The sequence below is a fragment of the Enterobacter sp. BNK-34 genome (assembly GCF_048684445.1).
Classification (GTDB): Bacteria; Pseudomonadota; Gammaproteobacteria; order Enterobacterales; family Enterobacteriaceae; genus Enterobacter; species Enterobacter pseudoroggenkampii.
In genome coordinates this window covers 4,083,136-4,102,452 of record NZ_JBLQUA010000001.1, presented here as the reverse complement: position 1 = coordinate 4,102,452, position 19,317 = coordinate 4,083,136, and the positions used below count along the sequence as shown (strand labels likewise).

Below are 19,317 nucleotides of genomic sequence, written 5' to 3'. Positions count from 1 at the left end.
GCATTGAAACTTACAGACCCAGCAGGCCGACAGCGTAGCCCGCGATACCGATGACGAAGAAGCCAACGATAATCCACAGCGGGTTCACTTTCTTACGCAGCAGCCACATGCAGGCGAAGGTCAACAGCAGCGGCACCAGGCCCGGCATCAGCTGGTCCAGAATCGTCTGCACGGTGGTGACGCGGGTCTGACCATCCTGTCCGGTGATGGTCGATACCACCAGCGGGATGTTCACGTGCGTCCACTTGTTAACCAGCGCCCCCATGACAAACAGGCCAAGGATTGACGCTCCCTCAGTCAGTTTCTGCAGGAAGCCGCCGCCCATGTCCTTAACGATGTCCACCCCTTTACGGTAGCCGTAGGCCACACCGTAGTAACGGGTCAGCAGACGCACGGCGTTGAACAGGATGAAGAACAGCAGCGGGCCAAGCAGGCTACCGCTCATCGCGATACCGGCACCCAGTGCCGCGAAGACCGGACGCACGGTACCCCAGAAGATAGGGTCACCGACACCGGCCAGCGGACCCATCAGACCGACTTTGATACCGTTGATAGCACCATCGTCAATCTCTGCGCCGTTTGCACGCTGTTCTTCCATTGCCAGCGTTACGCCCAGTACGGGAGCCGCAACGTAAGGATGGGTGTTAAAGAATTCCAGGTGACGCTTGATGGCCTGACGGCGCGCTTCGTTGTTTTCCGGGTACAGGCGTTTGATCGCCGGTACCATGGAGAAGCAGAAGCCCAGCGCCTGCATACGTTCGAAGTTCCATGAACCCTGAAACAGGTTAGAACGGATGAACACGCCACGAATATCACCCGGAGTGAGTTTTTTCTCGGTGGTAGTTTTTGTCATATCAACCATTTCGCTCACCTGTTAGTCCAGTTCGTTATCGAGATCGTTGTTACCAGCAGCCTGCGCTGGGGCACCCGCGACGCGGTTATATTTCGGGCTGAGCTGGATGTAGAGAATCGCCATCACCGCACCAATCACGCCCAGTGCAACCAGGTTGAAGTTGGTGAAGGCTGCAGTCACGAAGCCGAGGTAGAAGAACGGCATCAGGTAGCCTGCGCGCATCATGTTGATGACCATCGCATAACCAACAACCACGATCATACCGCCCGCGATGTTCAGACCGCCGGTGACCACTTCTGGAATGGCGTTCAGCATGCTCTGGACTTCACTGGTACCGACAGAGATCGCCACGATAACCGCCGGGATCGCGATACGCATCGCCTGCAGGAACAGGGATGAAACGTGGATCCACGACAGTGCCGTGAGGTTGCCGTTGTCGGCCGCCTTATCCGCCGCGTGCTGGAAGGCAACGGTGATAGTACGAACGATGATGGTCAGAACCTGGCCTGCGGCTGCCAGCGGGATTGCCAGGGCGATACCTGCACCAATACTCTGGTGACCGGCAATAACCAGAACGGTAGAAATGATAGAGGCCAGCGCGGCATCGGGCGCAACCGCCGCGCCGATGTTCATCCAGCCCAGGGCGATCATTTCCAGGGTACCACCGATGATGATACCGGTTTTCATGTCACCCAGAACGGCCCCAATCAGGGTACAGGCCACCAGCGGGCGGTGGAACTGAAATTCATCAAGTACGGATTCCATACCCGCAATACATGCGACCACGAACACCAGCACAATCTGAAGAGTGGTAATCTCCATTGCACTTCTCCTATTACGTAAACTTTATATGAGAACCGGCGCGGGCTTATTTCCCAACTTTGCCGATCAAATCCATCATTTTCAGTTTCTGGTCCGTGGAAACCTTACGGGCTTCCAGCTCAATACCGCGCGCATTCAGCTTGTTGAATGCCTCGATATCTTTCGCATCGACTGAAATGGCGTTGTTGACCTGCGTTTTGCCCTGACGGAATGCCATACCACCAATGTTCACGGAGGTGATTTTCACGCCGCCTTCAACAATGCGCTCAACGTCTGTCGGGTTAGTGAACAGGAGCATCACGCGTTCACCCGCGTATTTCGGGTTGTTGTAAACGCGGATCATCTTGGCGACATCCACGACGTGCGCGGTAACGCCAGGAGGAGCAACCTGAGTCAGAAGGGTTTTACGAACGGTATCGGCGGCCACTTCGTCGCTGACCACGATAATGCGTCGAACGTTGGTCTCTTTGGTCCAGCGCGTGGCGACCTGGCCGTGGATTAAGCGGTCATCAATACGCGCAAGGCCGATAACCATGTAATCGTTCGGGCCCATCGGTTTTGCCGGTGCTGCCGCTTTTGGTGCCGCTGCAGGCGCAGGGGCAGGTTTTTCAACCGGCTGCGCTTTCAGGGCCTTAACCCCTTCGCGACCGGTTTCAACGGCCAGTGCCACCAGCTCATCGAACGCCGGATTGTCGTCGCGCGCCATGAAGGTTTCCACCAGCATGGGAATGTTGACCCCGGCGACAACTTCATAGTGCTCTTTATCGACGACAATGCGGCTGGCAGCATTGAACGGGCTGCCGCCCCATGTATCAACGAGAAACAGCACGCCTTTGCTGGTATCCAGCTTCTCGAGTTGAGCGTTGTACTTCTCAATCAGCGTCTCGGCGTTTTCACCGGGAACGAAATCGATCCAGCCGACGTTTTCCTGCTCGCCCAACAGCATCTCTGCCGTTTTGAGTAGCTGCTCAGCAGCCCAACCATGTGTGCCTATGACAATAGCAATGGTCACTTGCTACCTCCTTTTATTATCATTAATACGCCTGCCAGGCAGTCGTACTGAGAATCGTATTGGCGAACCGAATCGATTCAGATAAGGGTTAGAGTTCAAAAAACTAAGACTTCCGCGAATTATTTTAGATAGTGAAAAAATAATTTATGTGATGAAGATCCGTAATTTAGCCACGCGTTACAGATTTATCTGTAGCGTAAAGCGGCTGTGTTACAGAACTTTGCAAAGGAACGTAAATCTTTGCTAAAAACACAGTGTCTCTGATATGTTTAGCCTCCGTTTAATTGTTCAGGAGTATAGGGCTACAGCCCACTATATGGACCGTCACCGACGTCAGTCATCTACCAGGCCATTTCGCGCCTTATTCACCGGCGATCCTCGCCACGTATCGACTCTGTTTACCTCTGTTTTGCCCACATTGAGTGGGGCACCGTTTCGTCATTCCTTTAGCAGGAGCTTGTCATGGAATTCTTAATGGACCCGTCAATCTGGGTGGGATTGCTCACGCTGGTGGTGCTGGAGATTGTTCTCGGCATTGATAACCTGGTGTTTATCGCCATCCTTGCGGACAAACTGCCGCCAAAACAGCGTGATAAAGCGCGTCTGATTGGTCTCTCGCTGGCGCTGGTCATGCGACTGGGGCTGCTCTCCGTCATCTCCTGGATGGTCACGCTGACCAAACCGCTGTTCTCCGTCATGGATTACACCTTCTCCGGGCGTGATTTAATCATGCTGATCGGGGGGATATTCCTGCTCTTCAAAGCGACGACAGAGCTTCACGAGCGGCTGGAAAACCGTCAGCACGATGATGGGCACGGTAAAGGCTATGCCAGCTTCTGGGTGGTCGTGCTGCAGATCGTGGTGCTTGATGCAGTCTTCTCGCTGGATGCGGTGATCACGGCGGTCGGCATGGTGAACCATCTGCCGGTAATGATGGCGGCTGTCGTTATTGCAATGGCGGTTATGCTGCTGGCCTCGAAGCCGCTGACGCGCTTCGTCAACCAGCATCCAACGGTGGTCGTGCTGTGTCTGAGCTTCCTGCTGATGATTGGTCTGAGCCTGGTGGCGGAAGGCTTTGGCTTCCATATTCCGAAAGGCTACCTGTACGCCGCGATTGGCTTCTCGATCCTGATCGAGCTGTTCAACCAGATTGCGCGTCGTAACTTTATTAAGCAGCAGTCGAATCAGCCGCTGCGTGCCCGTACCGCAGATGCCATTCTGCGCCTGATGGGCGGTCGTCGTCAGGTGAACGTTCAGTCTGATTCCGAAAACCATAATCCGGTTCCGGTCCCGGAAGGGGCGTTTGTGGAACAGGAACGCTACATGATTAACGGCGTGCTCTCCCTGGCCTCCCGTTCGCTGCGCGGCATCATGACGCCGCGCGGGGAAATCAGCTGGGTCGATGCTAACCTGAGCGTTGATGAAATTCGCCAGCAGCTGCTCTCTTCACCGCACAGCCTGTTCCCGGTGTGTCGTGGTGAGCTGGATGAGATCATCGGCGTCGTGCGGGCGAAAGAGATGCTGGTGGCCCTGGAAGAGGGCGTCAACGTGGAAGCCGTTGCTGCGGCGTCGCCTGCGATTGTCGTGCCGGAAACCCTGGATCCGATCAACCTGCTCGGGGTGCTGCGTCGCGCTCGCGGTAGCTTTGTTATCGTCACCAACGAGTTTGGTGTGGTGCAGGGGCTGGTCACGCCGCTGGACGTGCTGGAAGCGATTGCCGGTGAGTTCCCGGATGCAGACGAAACGCCAGAGATTGTTGCCGACGGTGAAGGCTGGCTGGTTAAAGGTACCACCGACCTGCACGCGCTCTCGCACACGCTGGGGCTGGAAAACGTGATCAACGATGAAGAAGACATCGCGACCGTTGCCGGTCTGGTGATCGCGGTTAACGGGCAAATCCCGCGCGTCGGAGATGTGATCGAGCTTTCGCCGCTGCACATTACGATCGTTGAAGCCAACGACTATCGCGTTGATATGGTTCGTATTGTTAAAGAACAATCAGCCCACGACGAAGATGAGTAAGCCGGCTTAGCGCAGCGGCATTAAGGGCACGATGTGCCCGTTATGACGCGCTGGCGGGGGCGCGCTCCCCGCCAGCCACTTCGGAAAATCCCGTAGCGGCATGGGCCGCGCATAGAAAAAGCCCTGAAGGACAGGCACGCCGTGGCGGCGCAAATAGCGCGCCTGCTCCTCTGTCTCGACCCCCTCAGCAACCAGTTCAATATCAAGCCGCTGGCCCAGCGCAATAATCATATCTGTCACCGTCGAGTTCACGGCGTCGGTGCCGATGGCGGTGGTAAAGGACTGGTCGATTTTCAGGACGTCCGGGTGCAGCTTCTCAAGCCAGGAGAGGGAGCTGTTTCCGGTGCCAAAATCGTCGATGGCGAGCTTCACCCCTTTGCGATGCAGTTCGCGCACGATGCGATAATCCGCATCCAGCAGCGCATCCCGTTCCGTGAGTTCTATCACCAGCTGCTGGCGCGGAAAGGCGCTGAACCAGAGACGGTTCAGGTCCTGTATCAACACCGCGTGACGGAAATGGCTGGCGGCAACGTTAATGCCGATGTGAAAACCGGCGCTGGAAGGGAAGTAGCCTATCTGGCGCACCGTTTCGGCGATGACATAGCGGGTCAGGGGGACAATCTGGTTATGTTCTTCTGCCAGAGGGATAAACACCTCCGGGGTGATCCAACCCTGACGGGGGTTGTTCCAGCGCAGCAGGATCTCCACGCCAGTACACGCCTGGGTGCGGGCATTCACCAACGGCTGGCAGAAAAGCTCAAATTCCCGCCCCGCAATGCCCATATCAATCTCCCACGTAAAGCTCATCCGGTTTGCCGTCGCCAGCCAGGCGAGATAGCCCAGCAACAGGCTCAGCATAAGCCCCAGCGGCAGCTGGGCTGGCAGGCTTTTTAAGGCTAATGCTCCAGGACCTGGCCCGCTGACCGTAATGGTGAAAGGATTTCGGGTTGATGACTGCTGGAAAAGAGAGTCTTTATCATCAAACGTCAGGCTGTCGCTGACGCGTTGACCATAGCGCAGAAAACGATCGCCCACGGTTAGCGCCACGTCATTGATAAGCGGGCGCTGGGGCTCGAGGATCATTTTGGCGATCAGATCGATATTGATGATCTCGATGACGCCTGCTTCACCGTCCTGAGAAACGGGATACCACTGAATCAATATCGGGCTGTCCTTAAGCAACCACTGGTCGGTGGATAAAATCAGCTTCGTCGTGCTGGCGGGGAGTTCCTTCAGGAAGTCACGAACGGGCACATCGCGGCTCCCGAAAATACTCGAGCAGTACAGGATACCGTCTTTAATCAGGGCGATAGAGCGTACCGTCTGCAAAATGGCGGCCTGCTTTCGCAGCGCCAGGTGCGCCTGGGGACAGGGCTGTCCCACCAGGGGCTGCAGCACGCTGCGGCGGTTCTCCAGAGAAAGCAGTATGTTATCAAGAGCGCGGACGGCGTGGCTGGTAAAATCGAGGATCCGCTGTTGGTTAACATTGCGCTGTGAAATAAAGCGAATGCCTAACGTCAGGATGAGTGTGAGGAGCGCAACCGTGACACAGACGATAACGCGTTTTCGGCGATAGTTTTTAATGATCGTTTGTGCAGTTTGCATGAACGGTCGCCTGATAAGCCACCAGCCACAAAAGCCGGACGCAACAGTGAAAGTGTAGTGGGGAAAACAGCGGGAGACGAGGAAGAAGAGGGAAATTCGCCCATCCGTTGCAGATGGGCGAAAGGCAGTATTAGTCGCACTGCACCTTAATGGCCAGGCCACCACGGGACGTCTCGCGGTATTTCGCGTTCATGTCTTTGCCGGTTTCGTACATGGTTTCAATCACCTTATCCAGCGATACGCGAGGTTCGCTGGTACGGCGCATCGCCATACGTGAGGCGTTGATGGCTTTCACCGAGGCAATCGCGTTACGCTCGATGCACGGCACCTGCACCTGGCCCGCGACCGGGTCACAGGTCAGACCGAGGTTATGTTCCATACCGATTTCAGCCGCCACGCAGACCTGCTCAGGGCTTGCGCCCAGCAGCTCTGCCAGACCCGCCGCCGCCATGGAACAGGCCACGCCGACTTCACCCTGACAGCCCACTTCCGCACCGGAGATGGAGGCATTCATCTTGTACAGCGCGCCGATGGCACCTGCTGCCAGGAAATAACGGATATAGATGTCCGGCGTCACGGGCTCAATAAAGTGGTCGTAATACGCCAGCACCGCAGGAACAATGCCGCACGCGCCGTTGGTTGGCGCCGTCACGACGCGGCCACCGGCGGCGTTCTCTTCGTTAACCGCAAGTGCAAACATATTCACCCAGTCGACCACGTTCATCGGGTCGTTGGAGAATTTGTCCGTGGTCACCAGCATACGGCGCAGAGCAGAGGCACGACGCGGTACGCGCAGTGGACCCGGCAGAACGCCTTCGGTGTTCATCCCGCGATCGATACAGGCGCGCATGGTTTGCCAGACGTTCGCAAAATAGTCTTCAATCTCTTTTTTGCTGTGCAGGGCCAGTTCGTTCTGCATCACCATACCGGACAGTGAAAGACCGGTCTCTTTGCAGTAGCCCAGCATCTCGGTAGCCGATTTGAACGGGTACGGTACGTTGACGTCGCCGACGCTGTCTTTGCCAAAATGCTCTTCATCCACGATGAAGCCACCGCCGATGGAGTAGTACGTCTTGCTGTAGATCTCTTTTTCACCGCTCCAGGCGTGAATGGTCATGCCGTTTTCATGCAGCGGCAGGTTGTCGCTACGGAAACGCATGCCGTCATCCTGCGGAAAATCGACTTCCTGCTGGCCGTTTGCCAGCAGCAGGCGACCGCGTGTTTCCACGTCGCGGATAAATGCCGGGATGGCATCAATATCAACGGTATCCGGCATGTTGCCTGCCAGACCCATAATAATGGCGATATCGGTGTGGTGGCCTTTACCCGTTAATGACAGCGAGCCGTAAACATCCACGGCGACACGGGTAACGCTTTCCAGTAATCCTTTTTCGACCAGATCATCGACGAACTGTTTACCGGCCTTCATCGGGCCAACAGTATGGGAAGACGAAGGGCCAATTCCCACTTTGAACATGTCGAATATACTAATCACTTTCACACTCCTGACAGGGTTACCGGGGTTCCAGTAACGATGTTATAACTGCGCATAGTGTAAGAGGGAACACCGACCTCGGCTTAACTATTCACATGAATTAAACTAATGGTTAACGATGGGTTTTGCTAATAGCGCGACGCAGATCGCAAACCTGGCAGAAGAGGGCGGAATGTAAAGTATAGTCAAGGCTTCAGGCCGATTTGCAACGCCAGCTCACGAATAATGCCCGCCGTCATGCCCCAGACAAAATAATGCTGATACCAGGACAACCAGACCCGATGGTCATGCCCACGACGCTGAATATCCAGCGGGTGGTAACGACTCAGTCGGAGGGCTTCATCCAGCGGCATTTCAAACACCGCAGAGACCTCATCGACGCTGGCGTGATACTGCAGGCCTGGCGGGATAATGCCCACCACCGGCGTGACCTGAAAACCGGTGACGCTGTCGACGGGCGGCAGCACGCCGATGACCTCAACGGCCTCCGGCGGAATGGCCACCTCTTCCTGCGCTTCGCGCAGCGCGGCGGCAATCAGCGAGGCGTCGGAGCTGTCTACCGCGCCCCCCGGAAAAGCGACCTGACCCGCGTGCTTGCGTAAATGGGCGGAACGCTGGGTGAGCAGCAGGCCCGGCTGCGCGCGACGCACGACCGGGATCAGCACGGCCGCCTGACGTTGATTCAGCGCTTCGCGGTTAACCTGCGGTCGTAATAGCTGAAAACGCGATAAAAAGTCATCCAGCGTCAGGTTCTCTTTTTCCACCCGTGATTACTCCAGTTGTTTCAGGATACGGTTAACTTTATCAAAGGTTTCCTGATATTCCGCATCGACCTCACTGTCGGCAACAATGCCGCCCCCGGCCGAACAGTAAAGGTTTCCGTTGCAGGCGGTCAGCGTACGAATGGTAATGCTGGTATCCAGCGTGCCGCACAGACTGATATAGCCGATGCTGCCGCACCAGGCGTTGCGGCGGTGCGGCTCCAGCTCATCAATGATCTCCATCGCCCGCACCTTTGGCGCGCCGGTGATGGAGCCGCCCGGGAACGCCGCGCGCAGCAGGTCGCAGGCCGTGCGCGAGTCAGGCAGCCGCGCGGTAATGGTGCTGACCAGATGATGCACCGCCGGGAAAGGCTCGACGACAAACAGTTCCGGCACGCGGACGCTCCCCGGAACGGCCACCCGGCCAATGTCGTTACGCATCAGATCGACAATCATCAGGTTTTCGGCGCGGTCTTTCGGCGAGGCGGCGAGTTTTTCCGCCTGCTTGCGGTCGGCGTCGGGATCGGCAAGACGCGGCAAGGTGCCTTTAATCGGACGGGTTTGAATCGTGCCCTCGGCCAGATGAATAAAACGCTCGGGCGACAGGCTGAGGATCGCCCCCTGTTCCAGACGCACAAACGCGCTAAACGGCGCCTTATTGCTGGCATTAAGACGGGTAAACGCCTGCCACTCATCTCCCCGGTATGTCGCCTCGAAGCGCTGGGCGAGGTTAACCTGATAGCAGTCGCCGCTTTGCAGATATGCCTGAACGCGCGCGAATTTTTCGCCATACTCTGCGGCGCTCATGTTCGAGCGCCAGTCGGAGGTCAGCGTGAATGGCCCGGCAGGTGCAGGCTGCTGTGCCTCAAGCCACGCCAGACGCGCCTGCACGTCACGATGGCTCAGCAGGGAAACCGTTTTTTTCTGGTGATCAACAATTAACGCCCAGTCATACAGCCCGACGGCCATGTCGGGCAGGGGAATATCAGCCTGCGCATGCTCGGGCAGCGTTTCGAAACGGCGACCCAGATCGTAGCCAAACAGGCCCAGCGCGCCCCCCTGAAAAGGAAGGTCCGGGTTGGGTGTGGCAGATAAGCCCAGCGCGTTAATGTCGTGCTGAAGCTGCACCAGCGGATCGTCCGTCAGCGAAAGGTCATCGGTTGTCAGCGTCTTCAGCGGATCGGCGACCAGAATATCAAAGCGGCTATAGGGGTGATCCGCATGGCCGGAATGCAGCAGCATCGCAAACGGAAGATGGCTCAGGCGGGCAAACCAGTATTCAGCGGCGTCTGTCCGCCAGGGCAGGGTAATAACAGTGGGGAAGCGCATGTTCATGTATGGCATACTACCGGGCAGCGTGAAATAATTAGCGCGAATAATTTAGCAGGAGTTGACGATGTTTGCAGGTTTACCTTCTCTGAGCCATGAACAGCAGCAGAAAGCGGTTGAGCGAATTCAGGAACTGATGTCCCAGGGGATGAGCAGCGGACAGGCGATTTCCCAGGTGGCGGAAGAACTGCGCGCCACGCATACCGGCGAGCGGATCGTGGCGCGTTTCGAGGATGAAGATGAAGAGTAATCGGGCTTAAACCGCCGCGATAATCTTAATCTCGACCTTGTATTCCGGCTTCATCAGCGTGGCCTGTACGGTGCAGCGTACAGGCGCGTGACCCGCCACCACCCACGCATCCCAGGCTTTGTTCATTGCCGCGAAGTCATCTTTGTTTGCCAGGAAAATCGTCGCATCCAGAATGCGGGATTTGTCGCTGCCCTGTTTTTCCAGCACCGCGTCAATCTGCGCCAGGGTATTTGCCGTCTGCTCGAACGCATCCGCGTCCAGGTTAGCCGGGACGCCGGTGTAGTAGAGAGTCTGGTTATGGATCACCACATCAGACCAGCGGGCTTCGGCATCAATGCGCACAATTGTCATAAACGTTTCCTCGTTATTTTTCGTCATCAGGCGGCAAGACTGCCATATTGTTCTCCTGTCGTCACTATTTGGGGTGGCACATGAGAGGATGGGCTGACATAATCCCTGTGCAAAAATACAGTGAGAGAGCACCGTGGCAGACGATTTTTCCCCTGAAGGTCAATTAGCGCAGGCTATCCCCGGCTTCAAACCCCGTGAGCCTCAGCGACAGATGGCGCACGCCGTTGCACGCGCCATCGATAAGGCTCAGCCGCTGGTGGTTGAAGCCGGTACCGGCACGGGTAAAACCTATGCTTACCTTGCGCCGGCGCTGCGGGCGAAAAAGAAGGTGATTATTTCCACCGGTTCAAAAGCGCTGCAGGATCAGCTCTACAGCCGCGATTTGCCCACGGTAGCTAAGGCGCTGAAATACAAGGGACGTCTGGCCCTGCTGAAGGGGCGCTCCAACTATCTCTGCCTGGAGCGCCTTGAGCAGCAGGCGTTGGCGGGCGGCGATCTGCCGGTACAGACGCTGAGCGACGTCATTATCCTTCGGTCATGGGCGAACCAGACCGAAGAGGGCGATATCAGCACCTGCGCGAGCGTGCCGGAAGATTCCCCGGCCTGGCCGCTGGTGACCAGCACCAACGACAACTGCCTCGGCAGCGACTGCCCGCTGTATAAAGACTGCTTCGTGGTGAAAGCGCGCAAAACGGCGATGGATGCCGACGTCGTGGTGGTAAACCATCACCTGTTTCTCGCGGATATGGTGGTCAAGGACAGCGGTTTCGGCGAGCTGATCCCCGAGGCGGACGTGATGATCTTTGATGAAGCGCACCAGCTTCCGGATATCGCCAGCCAGTACTTCGGCCAGTCGCTCTCCAGCCGTCAGTTGCAGGATCTGGCGAAAGATTTCACCATTGCTTACCGGACCGAACTCAAAGATACCCAGCAGCTGCAGAAGTGCGCCGACCGCCTGGCGCAGAGCGCGCAGGATTTCCGTTTACAGCTCGGCGAGCCGGGCTATCGCGGCAACCTGCGCGAGCTGCTGGCGGACAAAAATATCCAGCGCGCGCTGCTGCTGCTCGATGACGCCCTGGAGCTCTGCTACGACGTGGCGAAACTGTCCCTCGGCCGCTCCGCGCTGCTGGATGCAGCCTTCGAGCGCGCTACGCTCTATCGCGGTCGGCTCAAACGGCTGAAAGAGATCAACCAGCCGGGGTACAGCTACTGGTACGAGTGCACCTCGCGGCATTTCACGCTGGCGCTCACGCCGCTGACGGTTGCTGATAAATTCAAAGAGGTGATGGCGCAAAAGCCGGGAAGCTGGATCTTTACCTCGGCAACCCTGTCGGTGAATGACGATCTGCACCACTTCACCGAGCGCCTCGGCATTGAGCAGGCGGAATCGCTGCTCCTGCCCAGCCCGTTCGACTACGAAAAACAGGCGCTGCTCTGCGTTCCCCGTAATCTGCCGCTGCCGAACCAGCCGGGTGCTGCGCGCCATCTGGCTGCAATGCTAAAACCGATGATCGAGGCCAACAACGGCCGCTGCTTTATGCTCTGCACCTCCCACGCCATGATGCGCGATCTCGCCGAGCAGTTCCGCGCCACGATGACCCTACCGGTGCTGCTGCAGGGCGAAACCAGCAAAGGCCAGCTGTTACAGCAGTTTGTCAGCGCCGGTAATGCCCTGCTGGTCGCAACCAGCAGCTTCTGGGAAGGGGTGGACGTGCGCGGCGACACGCTTTCGCTGGTGATCATTGATAAGCTGCCGTTTACCTCCCCGGACGATCCGCTGCTGAAGGCGCGGATGGAAGACTGCCGTCTGCGCGGCGGCGATCCGTTTGACGAGGTACAGCTGCCGGATGCGGTCATCACGCTTAAGCAAGGGGTAGGGCGCTTAATCCGTGACGTCACCGATCGCGGCGTGCTGGTCATCTGCGATAACCGGCTGGTGATGCGTCCTTACGGTGCGACTTTCCTTGCAAGCCTGCCGCCCGCGCCGCGGACGCGGGACATAAAACGCGCGGTGCGTTTCCTGGCAAACCCAACGGCGGAGTAATTTACCCCGGAGTGTGCTAAGATGCGCGCCATTTTGTGACTGACCCTTGCGAGAGCGCGACGACTGATGCGAATTCTGGCTATTGATACCGCGACAGAGGCTTGCTCTGTTGCTCTGTTGAACGACGGTGCTGTTTCTGCCCATTTCGAAGAGTGCCCCCGGGAACACACCCAACGCATTCTGCCCCTGGTAAAAGCCATTTTAACCCAGGGCAACACCTCCTTAACCGACCTCGACGCGCTGGCCTTTGGCCGCGGCCCCGGCAGCTTTACGGGCGTACGTATCGGGATTGGCATTGCGCAGGGGCTGGCGCTGGGCGCCGAACTGCCGATGATCGGCGTCTCTACCCTTGCCACCATGGCGCAGGGCGCATGGCGCATGACCGGGGCAACGCGCGTCCTGGCAGCGATTGATGCCCGCATGGGCGAAGTCTACTGGGCCGAATACACCCGCGACGAGCAGGGCGTGTGGCACGGCGAAGAGACGGAAGCCGTGCTTAAGCCAGAAGCGGTCACAGAACGACTGAAGCAGCTGTCCGGCGAGTGGGCGACCGTCGGCACGGGCTGGCCAGCGTGGCCTGAGATGGCGAACGACACCGGATTGACGCTGGTGGACGGCAACATGCTGCTCCCGGCTGCTGAAGATATGCTTCCGATTGCCAGCCAGCTGCTCGCAGCAGGAAAAACCGTGGCCGTTGAACAGGCGGAGCCGGTTTATTTGCGAAACACCGTCGCGTGGAAGAAACTTCCGGGCCGCGAGTGAATCTCAGTAACAGGAACTGAGAAAAAGGAGTCGCATCATGGCGGTTCAGACTAAAGTAGTACGCCTTATTATGGCAGGCGCAGTTGCCATAGCACTGAGCGGATGCGTTTCCGTTCCTGATGCGATTAAGGGCAGCAGCCCGACGCCACAGCAGGATCTGGTTCGGGTGATGAATGCCCCTGAGCTGTACGTCGGCCAGGAAGCACGCTTTGGCGGTAAGGTCATAGACGTACAAAACCAGCAGGGGAAAACCCGTCTGGAGATCGCCACCGTTCCGCTGGACAGCGGCGCGCGGCCTGTACTGGGCGAGGCCTCCCGGGGACGTATCTACGCGGACGTCAGCGGTTTCCTCGATCCGGTCGATTTCCGCGGACAGCTGGTGACCGTCGTCGGGCCGATTACCGGCGCCGTGCAGGGCAAAATCGGCAACACGCCGTACAAATTTATGACCATGCAGGTCAACGGGTATAAACGCTGGCGGCTGGCACAGCAGGTGATCATGCCGCCTCAGCCGATGGATCCGTGGATGTGGGGTCCACATCCTTATCGTTATGGCTACCCGGGCTGGGGTTGGTACAACCCGGGCCCTGCACAGGTTCAGACGATCGTTACTGAGTAACTTACTGTTATTGTTAGAAAAGAGACAGCGGCTCAGCCGCTGTCTCTGTTTTTTTACGGATAAAATGAAAAAAAAGAGTGACGCGCTTCGCAACCTTAAATCTGAACAATTAATAAACTGGTACGCTGAGTTAATATAATGTTAACAAACTGTTTATTATCGGGGTTGTGATGACGACGAACACTCATTTCAGAGGTGATGCATTGAAGAAGGTTTGGCTTAACCGTTATCCCGCAGATGTTCCTGCTGAGATCAATCCTGACCGTTATCAATCCCTGGTGGAATTATTTGAACACTCGGTAAGGCGCTACGCGGACCAGCCCGCATTTGTGAATATGGGCGAGGTGATGACGTTCCGTAAGCTGGAGGAGCGCAGCCGGGCGTTTGCGGCGTATCTGCAGGAAGGGCTGGGGCTGCAAAAAGGGGATCGCGTCGCGCTGATGATGCCGAACCTGCTGCAATACCCGGTGGCGCTGTTCGGTATCCTGCGTGCCGGGATGATCGTCGTCAACGTCAACCCGCTGTATACCCCGCGCGAGCTGGAGCATCAGCTGAACGACAGCGGCGCGGTTGCGATTGTCATTGTGTCCAACTTTGCCCATACGCTGGAAAAGGTGGTCGACAAAACCCAGGTGAAACACGTCATCCTGACGCGCATGGGGGACCAGCTCTCCACAGCTAAAGGCACGCTGGTTAACTTTGTCGTCAAATACGTCAAACGTCTGGTGCCAAAATATCATCTGCCGGACGCCATCTCCTTCCGCCGCGCGCTGCATGCGGGTTACCGTATGCAGTATGTGAAACCCGAAGTGGTCGCGGAAGATCTTGCGTTTCTGCAATACACAGGCGGGACCACCGGCGTCGCCAAAGGGGCCATGCTTACCCACCGCAATATGCTGGCAAACCTTGAACAGGTAAACGCCACCTACGGGCCGCTGCTGCATCCGGGCAAAGAGGTGGTGATCACCGCGCTTCCGCTGTATCACATCTTTGCGTTGACCATGAACTGCCTGCTGTTTATTGAACTGGGTGGTCAGAACATCCTCATCACCAACCCGCGCGATATCCCGGGCCTGGTGAAAGAGCTGGCGAAATACCCGTTCACCGCCATGACAGGGGTAAACACCCTGTTTAACGCGCTGCTGAATAACAAAGAGTTCCAGCAGCTGGATTTCTCCACGCTGCATCTCTCAGCGGGCGGAGGCATGCCGGTTCAGCAGGCGGTCGCCGAGCGCTGGGTGAAGCTCACCGGTCAGTATTTGCTGGAGGGCTATGGCCTGACGGAATGCGCGCCGCTGGTCAGCGTTAACCCGCATGATATCGACTATCACAGTGGAAGCATTGGTCTGCCGGTTCCTTCCACAGAGGCCAAACTGGTCGATGATAACGATAACGAAGTCGCGCCGGGCGAGCCGGGGGAGCTGTGCGTCAAAGGTCCGCAGGTGATGCTGGGCTACTGGCAGCGCCCCGATGCGACCGACGAAATCATCAAAGACGGCTGGCTGCACACCGGTGATATTGCGGTGATGGATGACGAGGGCTTCCTGCGCATCGTCGATCGTAAGAAAGACATGATCCTGGTCTCCGGTTTCAACGTCTATCCGAATGAGATCGAAGACGTGGTTATGCAGCACAGCGGCGTGCTCGAAGTGGCGGCAGTCGGCGTGCCTTCCGGCAGCAGCGGTGAAGCGGTGAAGATATTTGTGGTCAAGAAAGATCCTTCTCTCACCGAGGAAGCGCTGGTAACGTTTTGTCGTCGTCAGCTGACGGGCTACAAGGTGCCGAAGCTGGTGGAATTCCGCGACGAGCTGCCGAAATCCAACGTCGGGAAGATATTACGACGAGAATTACGTGACGAAGCCCGTGGCAAAGTAGACAATAAGGCCTGAGCTTCACGCTAATCGCCCAGACGCCGGTTAAGCCGGCGTTTTTTATGGGCGCAAACAAAAGAGAACCCGTTTTGAATTACCAGATGATCACGACCAACGACGAGCTGGCTTCGCTGTGCGAAGTGACGCGCGACTTTCCTGCCATTGCCCTGGATACCGAGTTTGTCCGTACCCGGACCTATTATCCGCAGCTGGGTTTGATTCAGATGTACGACGGTAAACACGTGTCGCTGATCGACCCTCTCGGCATTACCGACTGGACGCCGATGCGTGACCTGCTGCTCGATACCGCCGTGACGAAATACCTGCACGCAGGCAGTGAAGATCTGGAAGTCTTTCTGAACACCTTTGGCATCATGCCCCAGCCGCTGATTGACACGCAGATCCTTGCGGCATTCAGCAATCGTCCGCTCTCATGGGGCTTTGCTGCCATGGTAGAGGAGTATACGGGGCTGACGCTGGATAAAAGTGAATCCCGTACCGACTGGCTGGCGCGTCCGCTAACCGAGCGTCAGCTGGAGTATGCGGCGGCAGACGTGTTTTACCTGCTGCCGATTGCCGGACAGTTAATGAAAGAGGCAGAAGCCTCCGGATGGCTGCCTGCGGCGCTCGACGAGTGTCGTATGACCCAGCAGCGTCGTCAGGAAGTCGTTGACCCGAAAGAGGCCTGGCGCGACATCAGCAACGCCTGGCAGCTGCGTACGCGTCAGCTGGCGTGCCTGCAGCTGCTGGCAGACTGGCGTTTGCGTAAAGCGCGCGAGCGCGATCTGGCCGTTAACTTTGTGGTTCGCGAAGAACATCTCTGGGCGGTGGCGCGCTATATGCCGGGCAGCCTGGGCGAGCTGGACAGCATTGGGCTTTCGGGCAGCGAGATCCGCTTCCACGGCAAAACCCTGCTGGCGTTGGTCGCAAAAGCGCAGGAGCTGCCGGAAGATGCGCTGCCGGAACCGCTGCTGAACCTGATGGATATGCCGGGCTATCGCAAAGCGTTTAAGGAGATCAAAGCGCTGGTGCAGAACGTTGCAACGGAAAGCAAGCTAAGCGCTGAACTGCTCGCCTCACGTCGTCAGATTAACCAGCTGCTGAACTGGCACTGGAAGCTGAAGCCGCAGAATGGCGTACCGGAAATGATGGCGGGATGGCGCGGGGAATTGATGGCCGATCGCCTGAATACGCTGCTGGAAGCATACCCACGCTAAAGAAGTGTAGCCCCGGTAAGCGTAGCGCCACCGGGGAGATTGCCGGGCGGCGCGACGCTTGCCCGGCCTACAAAACCACAAACGGATTAACGTGACTCTTCCGCTTCCGGGAGCGTAACGTTCAGCTCCAGAATCGAAATATCCCCGTCTTTTTGTTCCAGCTGCACCGTCACCATCTCCGGGTCAATCTGCACGTACTTACAGATCACTTCCAGGATGTCCTTACGCAGCTGCGGCAGGTAGTGAGGCTCGGCGTCGCTACGACGACGCTCCGCAACGATAATTTGCAGACGTTCTTTTGCGATGTTGGCGGTGTTCTTTTTCCGCGAGAGAAAAAAGTCCAGTAATGCCATAACTTATCCTCCGAACAGGCGTTTGAGGAAACCTTTCTTCTCTTCTTCAATGAAGCGGAAAGGACGTTCTTCTCCCAGCAGACGGTCAACGGTATCGGCGTAAGCTTTACCTGCATCTGCCAATGTATCAAGGATCACTGGCTCGCCCTGGTTAGAGGCGCGTAACACGGACTGATCTTCCGGGATAACGCCCACCAGCTTAATGCGCAGGATCTCCAGCACGTCTTCCATGCTCAGCATGTCACCTTTGTTCACGCGGCCCGGGTTGTAGCGGGTGAGCAGCAGGTGTTCTTTAATCGGGTCTTCGCCATTTTCCGCACGACGGGATTTAGAGGCGAGGATCCCCAGAATGCGGTCTGAGTCACGCACGGATGAAACTTCAGGGTTGGTGGTGATGATCGCTTCATCAGCGAAGTAGAGCGCCATCAGGGCACCGGTTTCGATACCGGCAGGGGAGTCACAGACGATGAAGTCGAACTCCATTTTTTTCAGCTCGTCGAGCACCTTTTCTACCCCTTCACGGGTCAGGGCGTCTTTGTCACGCGTCTGAGAGGCCGGGAGAATGTAGAGGTTCTCGGTGCGCTTGTCTTTAATCAGCGCCTGGTTCAGCGTGGCATCGCCCTGAATGACGTTCACGAAGTCATACACGACGCGACGCTCACATCCCATGATGAGGTCGAGGTTACGCAGGCCGATATCGAAGTCGATAACGACGGTTTTCTTTCCCTTCTGGGCCAAACCAGTAGCGATGGCCGCGCTGGAGGTGGTCTTGCCAACGCCTCCTTTACCCGAAGTAACAACAATAATGCGTGCCATAGAAATTCCTTGTTAAAAAGGGATCAATTCAACGGTTGAACGGTCAACGCGTCGTCTGCCAGAAGCAGGCGAGCCGCTTTGCCATAAAATTCGGCTGGGATCTTGTCGCTCAGCCAATATTCACCTGCGATGGACACCAGTTCCGCCGTCAGGTGAGTACAAAATATTTGCGCGTCTCGATCGCCACTTGCACCCGCGAGCGCACGTCCACGCATCATACCGTATACGTGAATGTTGCCATCTGCAATCAGCTCAGCGCCAGCACTGACGTGGCTTGTAACAATCAGATCACAGTTTGGTGCATAAATGCGCTGACCGGAACGAACCGGCACATCAATCATTCGCGTTTTTGTGACGGTAGTAACGTTTTGCACCGCAGGAGGGGGCGTTTGCACGGCAACGGGTGCTGCACGCGAGGCTTTTTCTTTGCCCTCATTCAGAAGAGGCAGCCCCGCACGCTCAATTTCCGCTTTCAGCTCAGTATCTTTGCAGCCGCTGATGCCCACGATACGCAGTCCGGTCGAGGAGACGGCCTGCTGGAGAAGTTTCCAGTTAACCGGAGCCTCAAGACCGCTAACGTTGATAACAACAGGGGCGTGCTTCAGAAAGGCGGGAGCCTGGGCGATTTTGTCCTCTAACGCCTGACGAATAACCTCGGGTTTTGCATCATGCAAATGTACCACTGATAAGGTGAAGCTACTGCCTTTAAGCTCGATGGGCGTGTTTGACATCCTGGCCTTACTCAATTTGCTATTAACCGCAACCACTCGCTGCGATATTCCGAAGAGTATCAGGCATGTTATAGTCAGGAGTATATTGAGGCAAGCAACCACCCATTAATTCAGAGTAAAAACATGTTTTGTGTGATCTACAGAAGTACAAGCCGTGACCAGACCTATCTTTATGTCGAAAAGAAAGACGATTTTTCACGCGTGCCTGAAGAATTAATGAAGAACTTTGGCCGACCACAGCTGGCGATGCTGCTGCCGCTTGATGGTCGTAAGAAACTGATTAATGCCGATCTGGATAAAGTAAAAACGGCCTTAGCCGAGCAAGGCTATTATTTACAGCTTCCACCGCCACCCGAGAATTTATTAAAACAGCATCTTGAGGCGAACGGTAAAAAATAGTCTCA

Annotated in this window: 20 protein-coding genes; 9 read left to right on the top strand and 11 right to left on the bottom strand. The window is 56.7% G+C overall.

Features of this window, described 5'->3' with window-relative positions:
• Window positions 1-10: 10 nt before the first annotated feature.
• The 3 genes from ACMGG5_RS20150 to manX are packed head-to-tail and all read right to left on the bottom strand — an operon-like array spanning window position 11 to window position 2,687.
• A complete protein-coding gene (locus ACMGG5_RS20150; RefSeq protein WP_006810994.1) occupies window positions 11-862 on the bottom strand; it encodes a PTS mannose transporter subunit IID in 852 nt (283 codons plus the stop codon).
• Window positions 863-874: 12 nt separating this feature from the next.
• A complete protein-coding gene (gene manY / locus ACMGG5_RS20145; RefSeq protein ID WP_024909729.1) occupies window positions 875-1,675 on the bottom strand; it encodes a PTS mannose transporter subunit IIC in 801 nt (266 codons plus the stop codon).
• A 46-nt stretch (window positions 1,676-1,721) separates the two neighbouring features.
• Window positions 1,722-2,687, bottom strand: coding sequence for a PTS mannose transporter subunit IIAB (manX, locus tag ACMGG5_RS20140; RefSeq protein ID WP_032647745.1), 966 nt, complete (start codon window positions 2,685-2,687; stop codon window positions 1,722-1,724).
• A 265-nt stretch (window positions 2,688-2,952) separates the two neighbouring features.
• Between manX and ACMGG5_RS20135 the strand changes: the two genes are divergently transcribed.
• On the top strand, window positions 2,953-3,162 hold the full coding sequence (locus ACMGG5_RS20135; protein WP_071994519.1) for a protein YoaL: 210 nt from the start codon (window positions 2,953-2,955) through the stop codon (window positions 3,160-3,162).
• Window positions 3,150-4,709 (top strand): CNNM family cation transport protein YoaE, encoded by a 1,560-nt coding sequence (gene yoaE, locus ACMGG5_RS20130; protein ID WP_032647743.1) that lies wholly within the window; start codon window positions 3,150-3,152, stop codon window positions 4,707-4,709. The genes ACMGG5_RS20135 and yoaE overlap by 13 nt, the downstream gene beginning before the upstream one ends.
• Window positions 4,710-4,715: 6 nt before the next feature.
• Here the strand turns inward: yoaE and ACMGG5_RS20125 are convergent, their stop codons facing one another.
• From ACMGG5_RS20125 to pabB, 4 genes are all read right to left on the bottom strand, one after another.
• Entirely contained in the window at window positions 4,716-6,314 is a 1,599-nt protein-coding gene (locus ACMGG5_RS20125; protein WP_420278414.1) for an EAL domain-containing protein, read from the bottom strand.
• Window positions 6,315-6,444: 130 nt separating this feature from the next.
• Window positions 6,445-7,809 (bottom strand): L-serine ammonia-lyase, encoded by a 1,365-nt coding sequence (gene sdaA / locus ACMGG5_RS20120; RefSeq protein WP_024909859.1) that lies wholly within the window; start codon window positions 7,807-7,809, stop codon window positions 6,445-6,447.
• Window positions 7,810-7,994: 185 nt separating this feature from the next.
• Entirely contained in the window at window positions 7,995-8,573 is a 579-nt protein-coding gene (locus ACMGG5_RS20115) for a CoA pyrophosphatase (protein ID WP_045908238.1), read from the bottom strand.
• A gap of 6 nt (window positions 8,574-8,579) precedes the next feature.
• The gene (gene pabB, locus ACMGG5_RS20110; RefSeq protein WP_407860008.1) at window positions 8,580-9,905 is read right to left on the bottom strand and encodes an aminodeoxychorismate synthase component 1; all 1,326 of its coding nucleotides are present in this window, start codon (window positions 9,903-9,905) and stop codon (window positions 8,580-8,582) included.
• A gap of 61 nt (window positions 9,906-9,966) precedes the next feature.
• Between pabB and ACMGG5_RS20105 the strand changes: the two genes are divergently transcribed.
• Complete coding sequence (locus ACMGG5_RS20105) at window positions 9,967-10,149, top strand: YoaH family protein (RefSeq protein ID WP_008500497.1); 183 nt, start codon at window positions 9,967-9,969, stop codon at window positions 10,147-10,149.
• A gap of 6 nt (window positions 10,150-10,155) precedes the next feature.
• On the opposite strand, the gene ACMGG5_RS20100 is transcribed toward ACMGG5_RS20105, so the two are convergent.
• Window positions 10,156-10,500 (bottom strand): RidA family protein, encoded by a 345-nt coding sequence (locus ACMGG5_RS20100; protein ID WP_008500498.1) that lies wholly within the window; start codon window positions 10,498-10,500, stop codon window positions 10,156-10,158.
• Between the two features lie 133 nt (window positions 10,501-10,633).
• Between ACMGG5_RS20100 and ACMGG5_RS20095 the strand changes: the two genes are divergently transcribed.
• The 5 genes from ACMGG5_RS20095 to rnd all read left to right on the top strand — a co-directional run bounded on the left by ACMGG5_RS20095 (window position 10,634) and on the right by rnd (window position 17,013).
• Window positions 10,634-12,544, top strand: a complete 1,911-nt coding sequence (locus tag ACMGG5_RS20095; RefSeq protein ID WP_024909863.1) for an ATP-dependent DNA helicase — start codon at window positions 10,634-10,636, stop codon at window positions 12,542-12,544.
• A gap of 66 nt (window positions 12,545-12,610) precedes the next feature.
• The gene (gene tsaB / locus ACMGG5_RS20090; protein WP_024909864.1) at window positions 12,611-13,306 is read left to right on the top strand and encodes a tRNA (adenosine(37)-N6)-threonylcarbamoyltransferase complex dimerization subunit type 1 TsaB; all 696 of its coding nucleotides are present in this window, start codon (window positions 12,611-12,613) and stop codon (window positions 13,304-13,306) included.
• 37 nt (window positions 13,307-13,343) lie between these two features.
• Window positions 13,344-13,925, top strand: coding sequence for a Slp family lipoprotein (locus ACMGG5_RS20085; RefSeq protein WP_061714891.1), 582 nt, complete (start codon window positions 13,344-13,346; stop codon window positions 13,923-13,925).
• A gap of 203 nt (window positions 13,926-14,128) precedes the next feature.
• Window positions 14,129-15,814, top strand: coding sequence for a long-chain-fatty-acid--CoA ligase FadD (fadD, locus tag ACMGG5_RS20080; protein ID WP_073961507.1), 1,686 nt, complete (start codon window positions 14,129-14,131; stop codon window positions 15,812-15,814).
• A 71-nt stretch (window positions 15,815-15,885) separates the two neighbouring features.
• On the top strand, window positions 15,886-17,013 hold the full coding sequence (gene rnd, locus ACMGG5_RS20075) for a ribonuclease D (RefSeq protein WP_420278413.1): 1,128 nt from the start codon (window positions 15,886-15,888) through the stop codon (window positions 17,011-17,013).
• Window positions 17,014-17,099: 86 nt separating this feature from the next.
• Here the strand turns inward: rnd and minE are convergent, their stop codons facing one another.
• Genes minE through minC form a run of 3 tightly spaced genes read right to left on the bottom strand, consistent with a single transcriptional unit; the run spans window position 17,100 to window position 18,913 of the window.
• Window positions 17,100-17,366, bottom strand: a complete 267-nt coding sequence (minE, locus tag ACMGG5_RS20070) for a cell division topological specificity factor MinE (protein WP_024909868.1) — start codon at window positions 17,364-17,366, stop codon at window positions 17,100-17,102.
• A 3-nt stretch (window positions 17,367-17,369) separates the two neighbouring features.
• On the bottom strand, window positions 17,370-18,182 hold the full coding sequence (gene minD / locus ACMGG5_RS20065) for a septum site-determining protein MinD (protein WP_420278412.1): 813 nt from the start codon (window positions 18,180-18,182) through the stop codon (window positions 17,370-17,372).
• A gap of 23 nt (window positions 18,183-18,205) precedes the next feature.
• Window positions 18,206-18,913 (bottom strand): septum site-determining protein MinC, encoded by a 708-nt coding sequence (gene minC / locus ACMGG5_RS20060; protein WP_023312186.1) that lies wholly within the window; start codon window positions 18,911-18,913, stop codon window positions 18,206-18,208.
• A gap of 123 nt (window positions 18,914-19,036) precedes the next feature.
• Between minC and ACMGG5_RS20055 the strand changes: the two genes are divergently transcribed.
• On the top strand, window positions 19,037-19,312 hold the full coding sequence (locus ACMGG5_RS20055; protein WP_029742143.1) for a YcgL domain-containing protein: 276 nt from the start codon (window positions 19,037-19,039) through the stop codon (window positions 19,310-19,312).
• Window positions 19,313-19,317 lie beyond the last annotated feature (5 nt).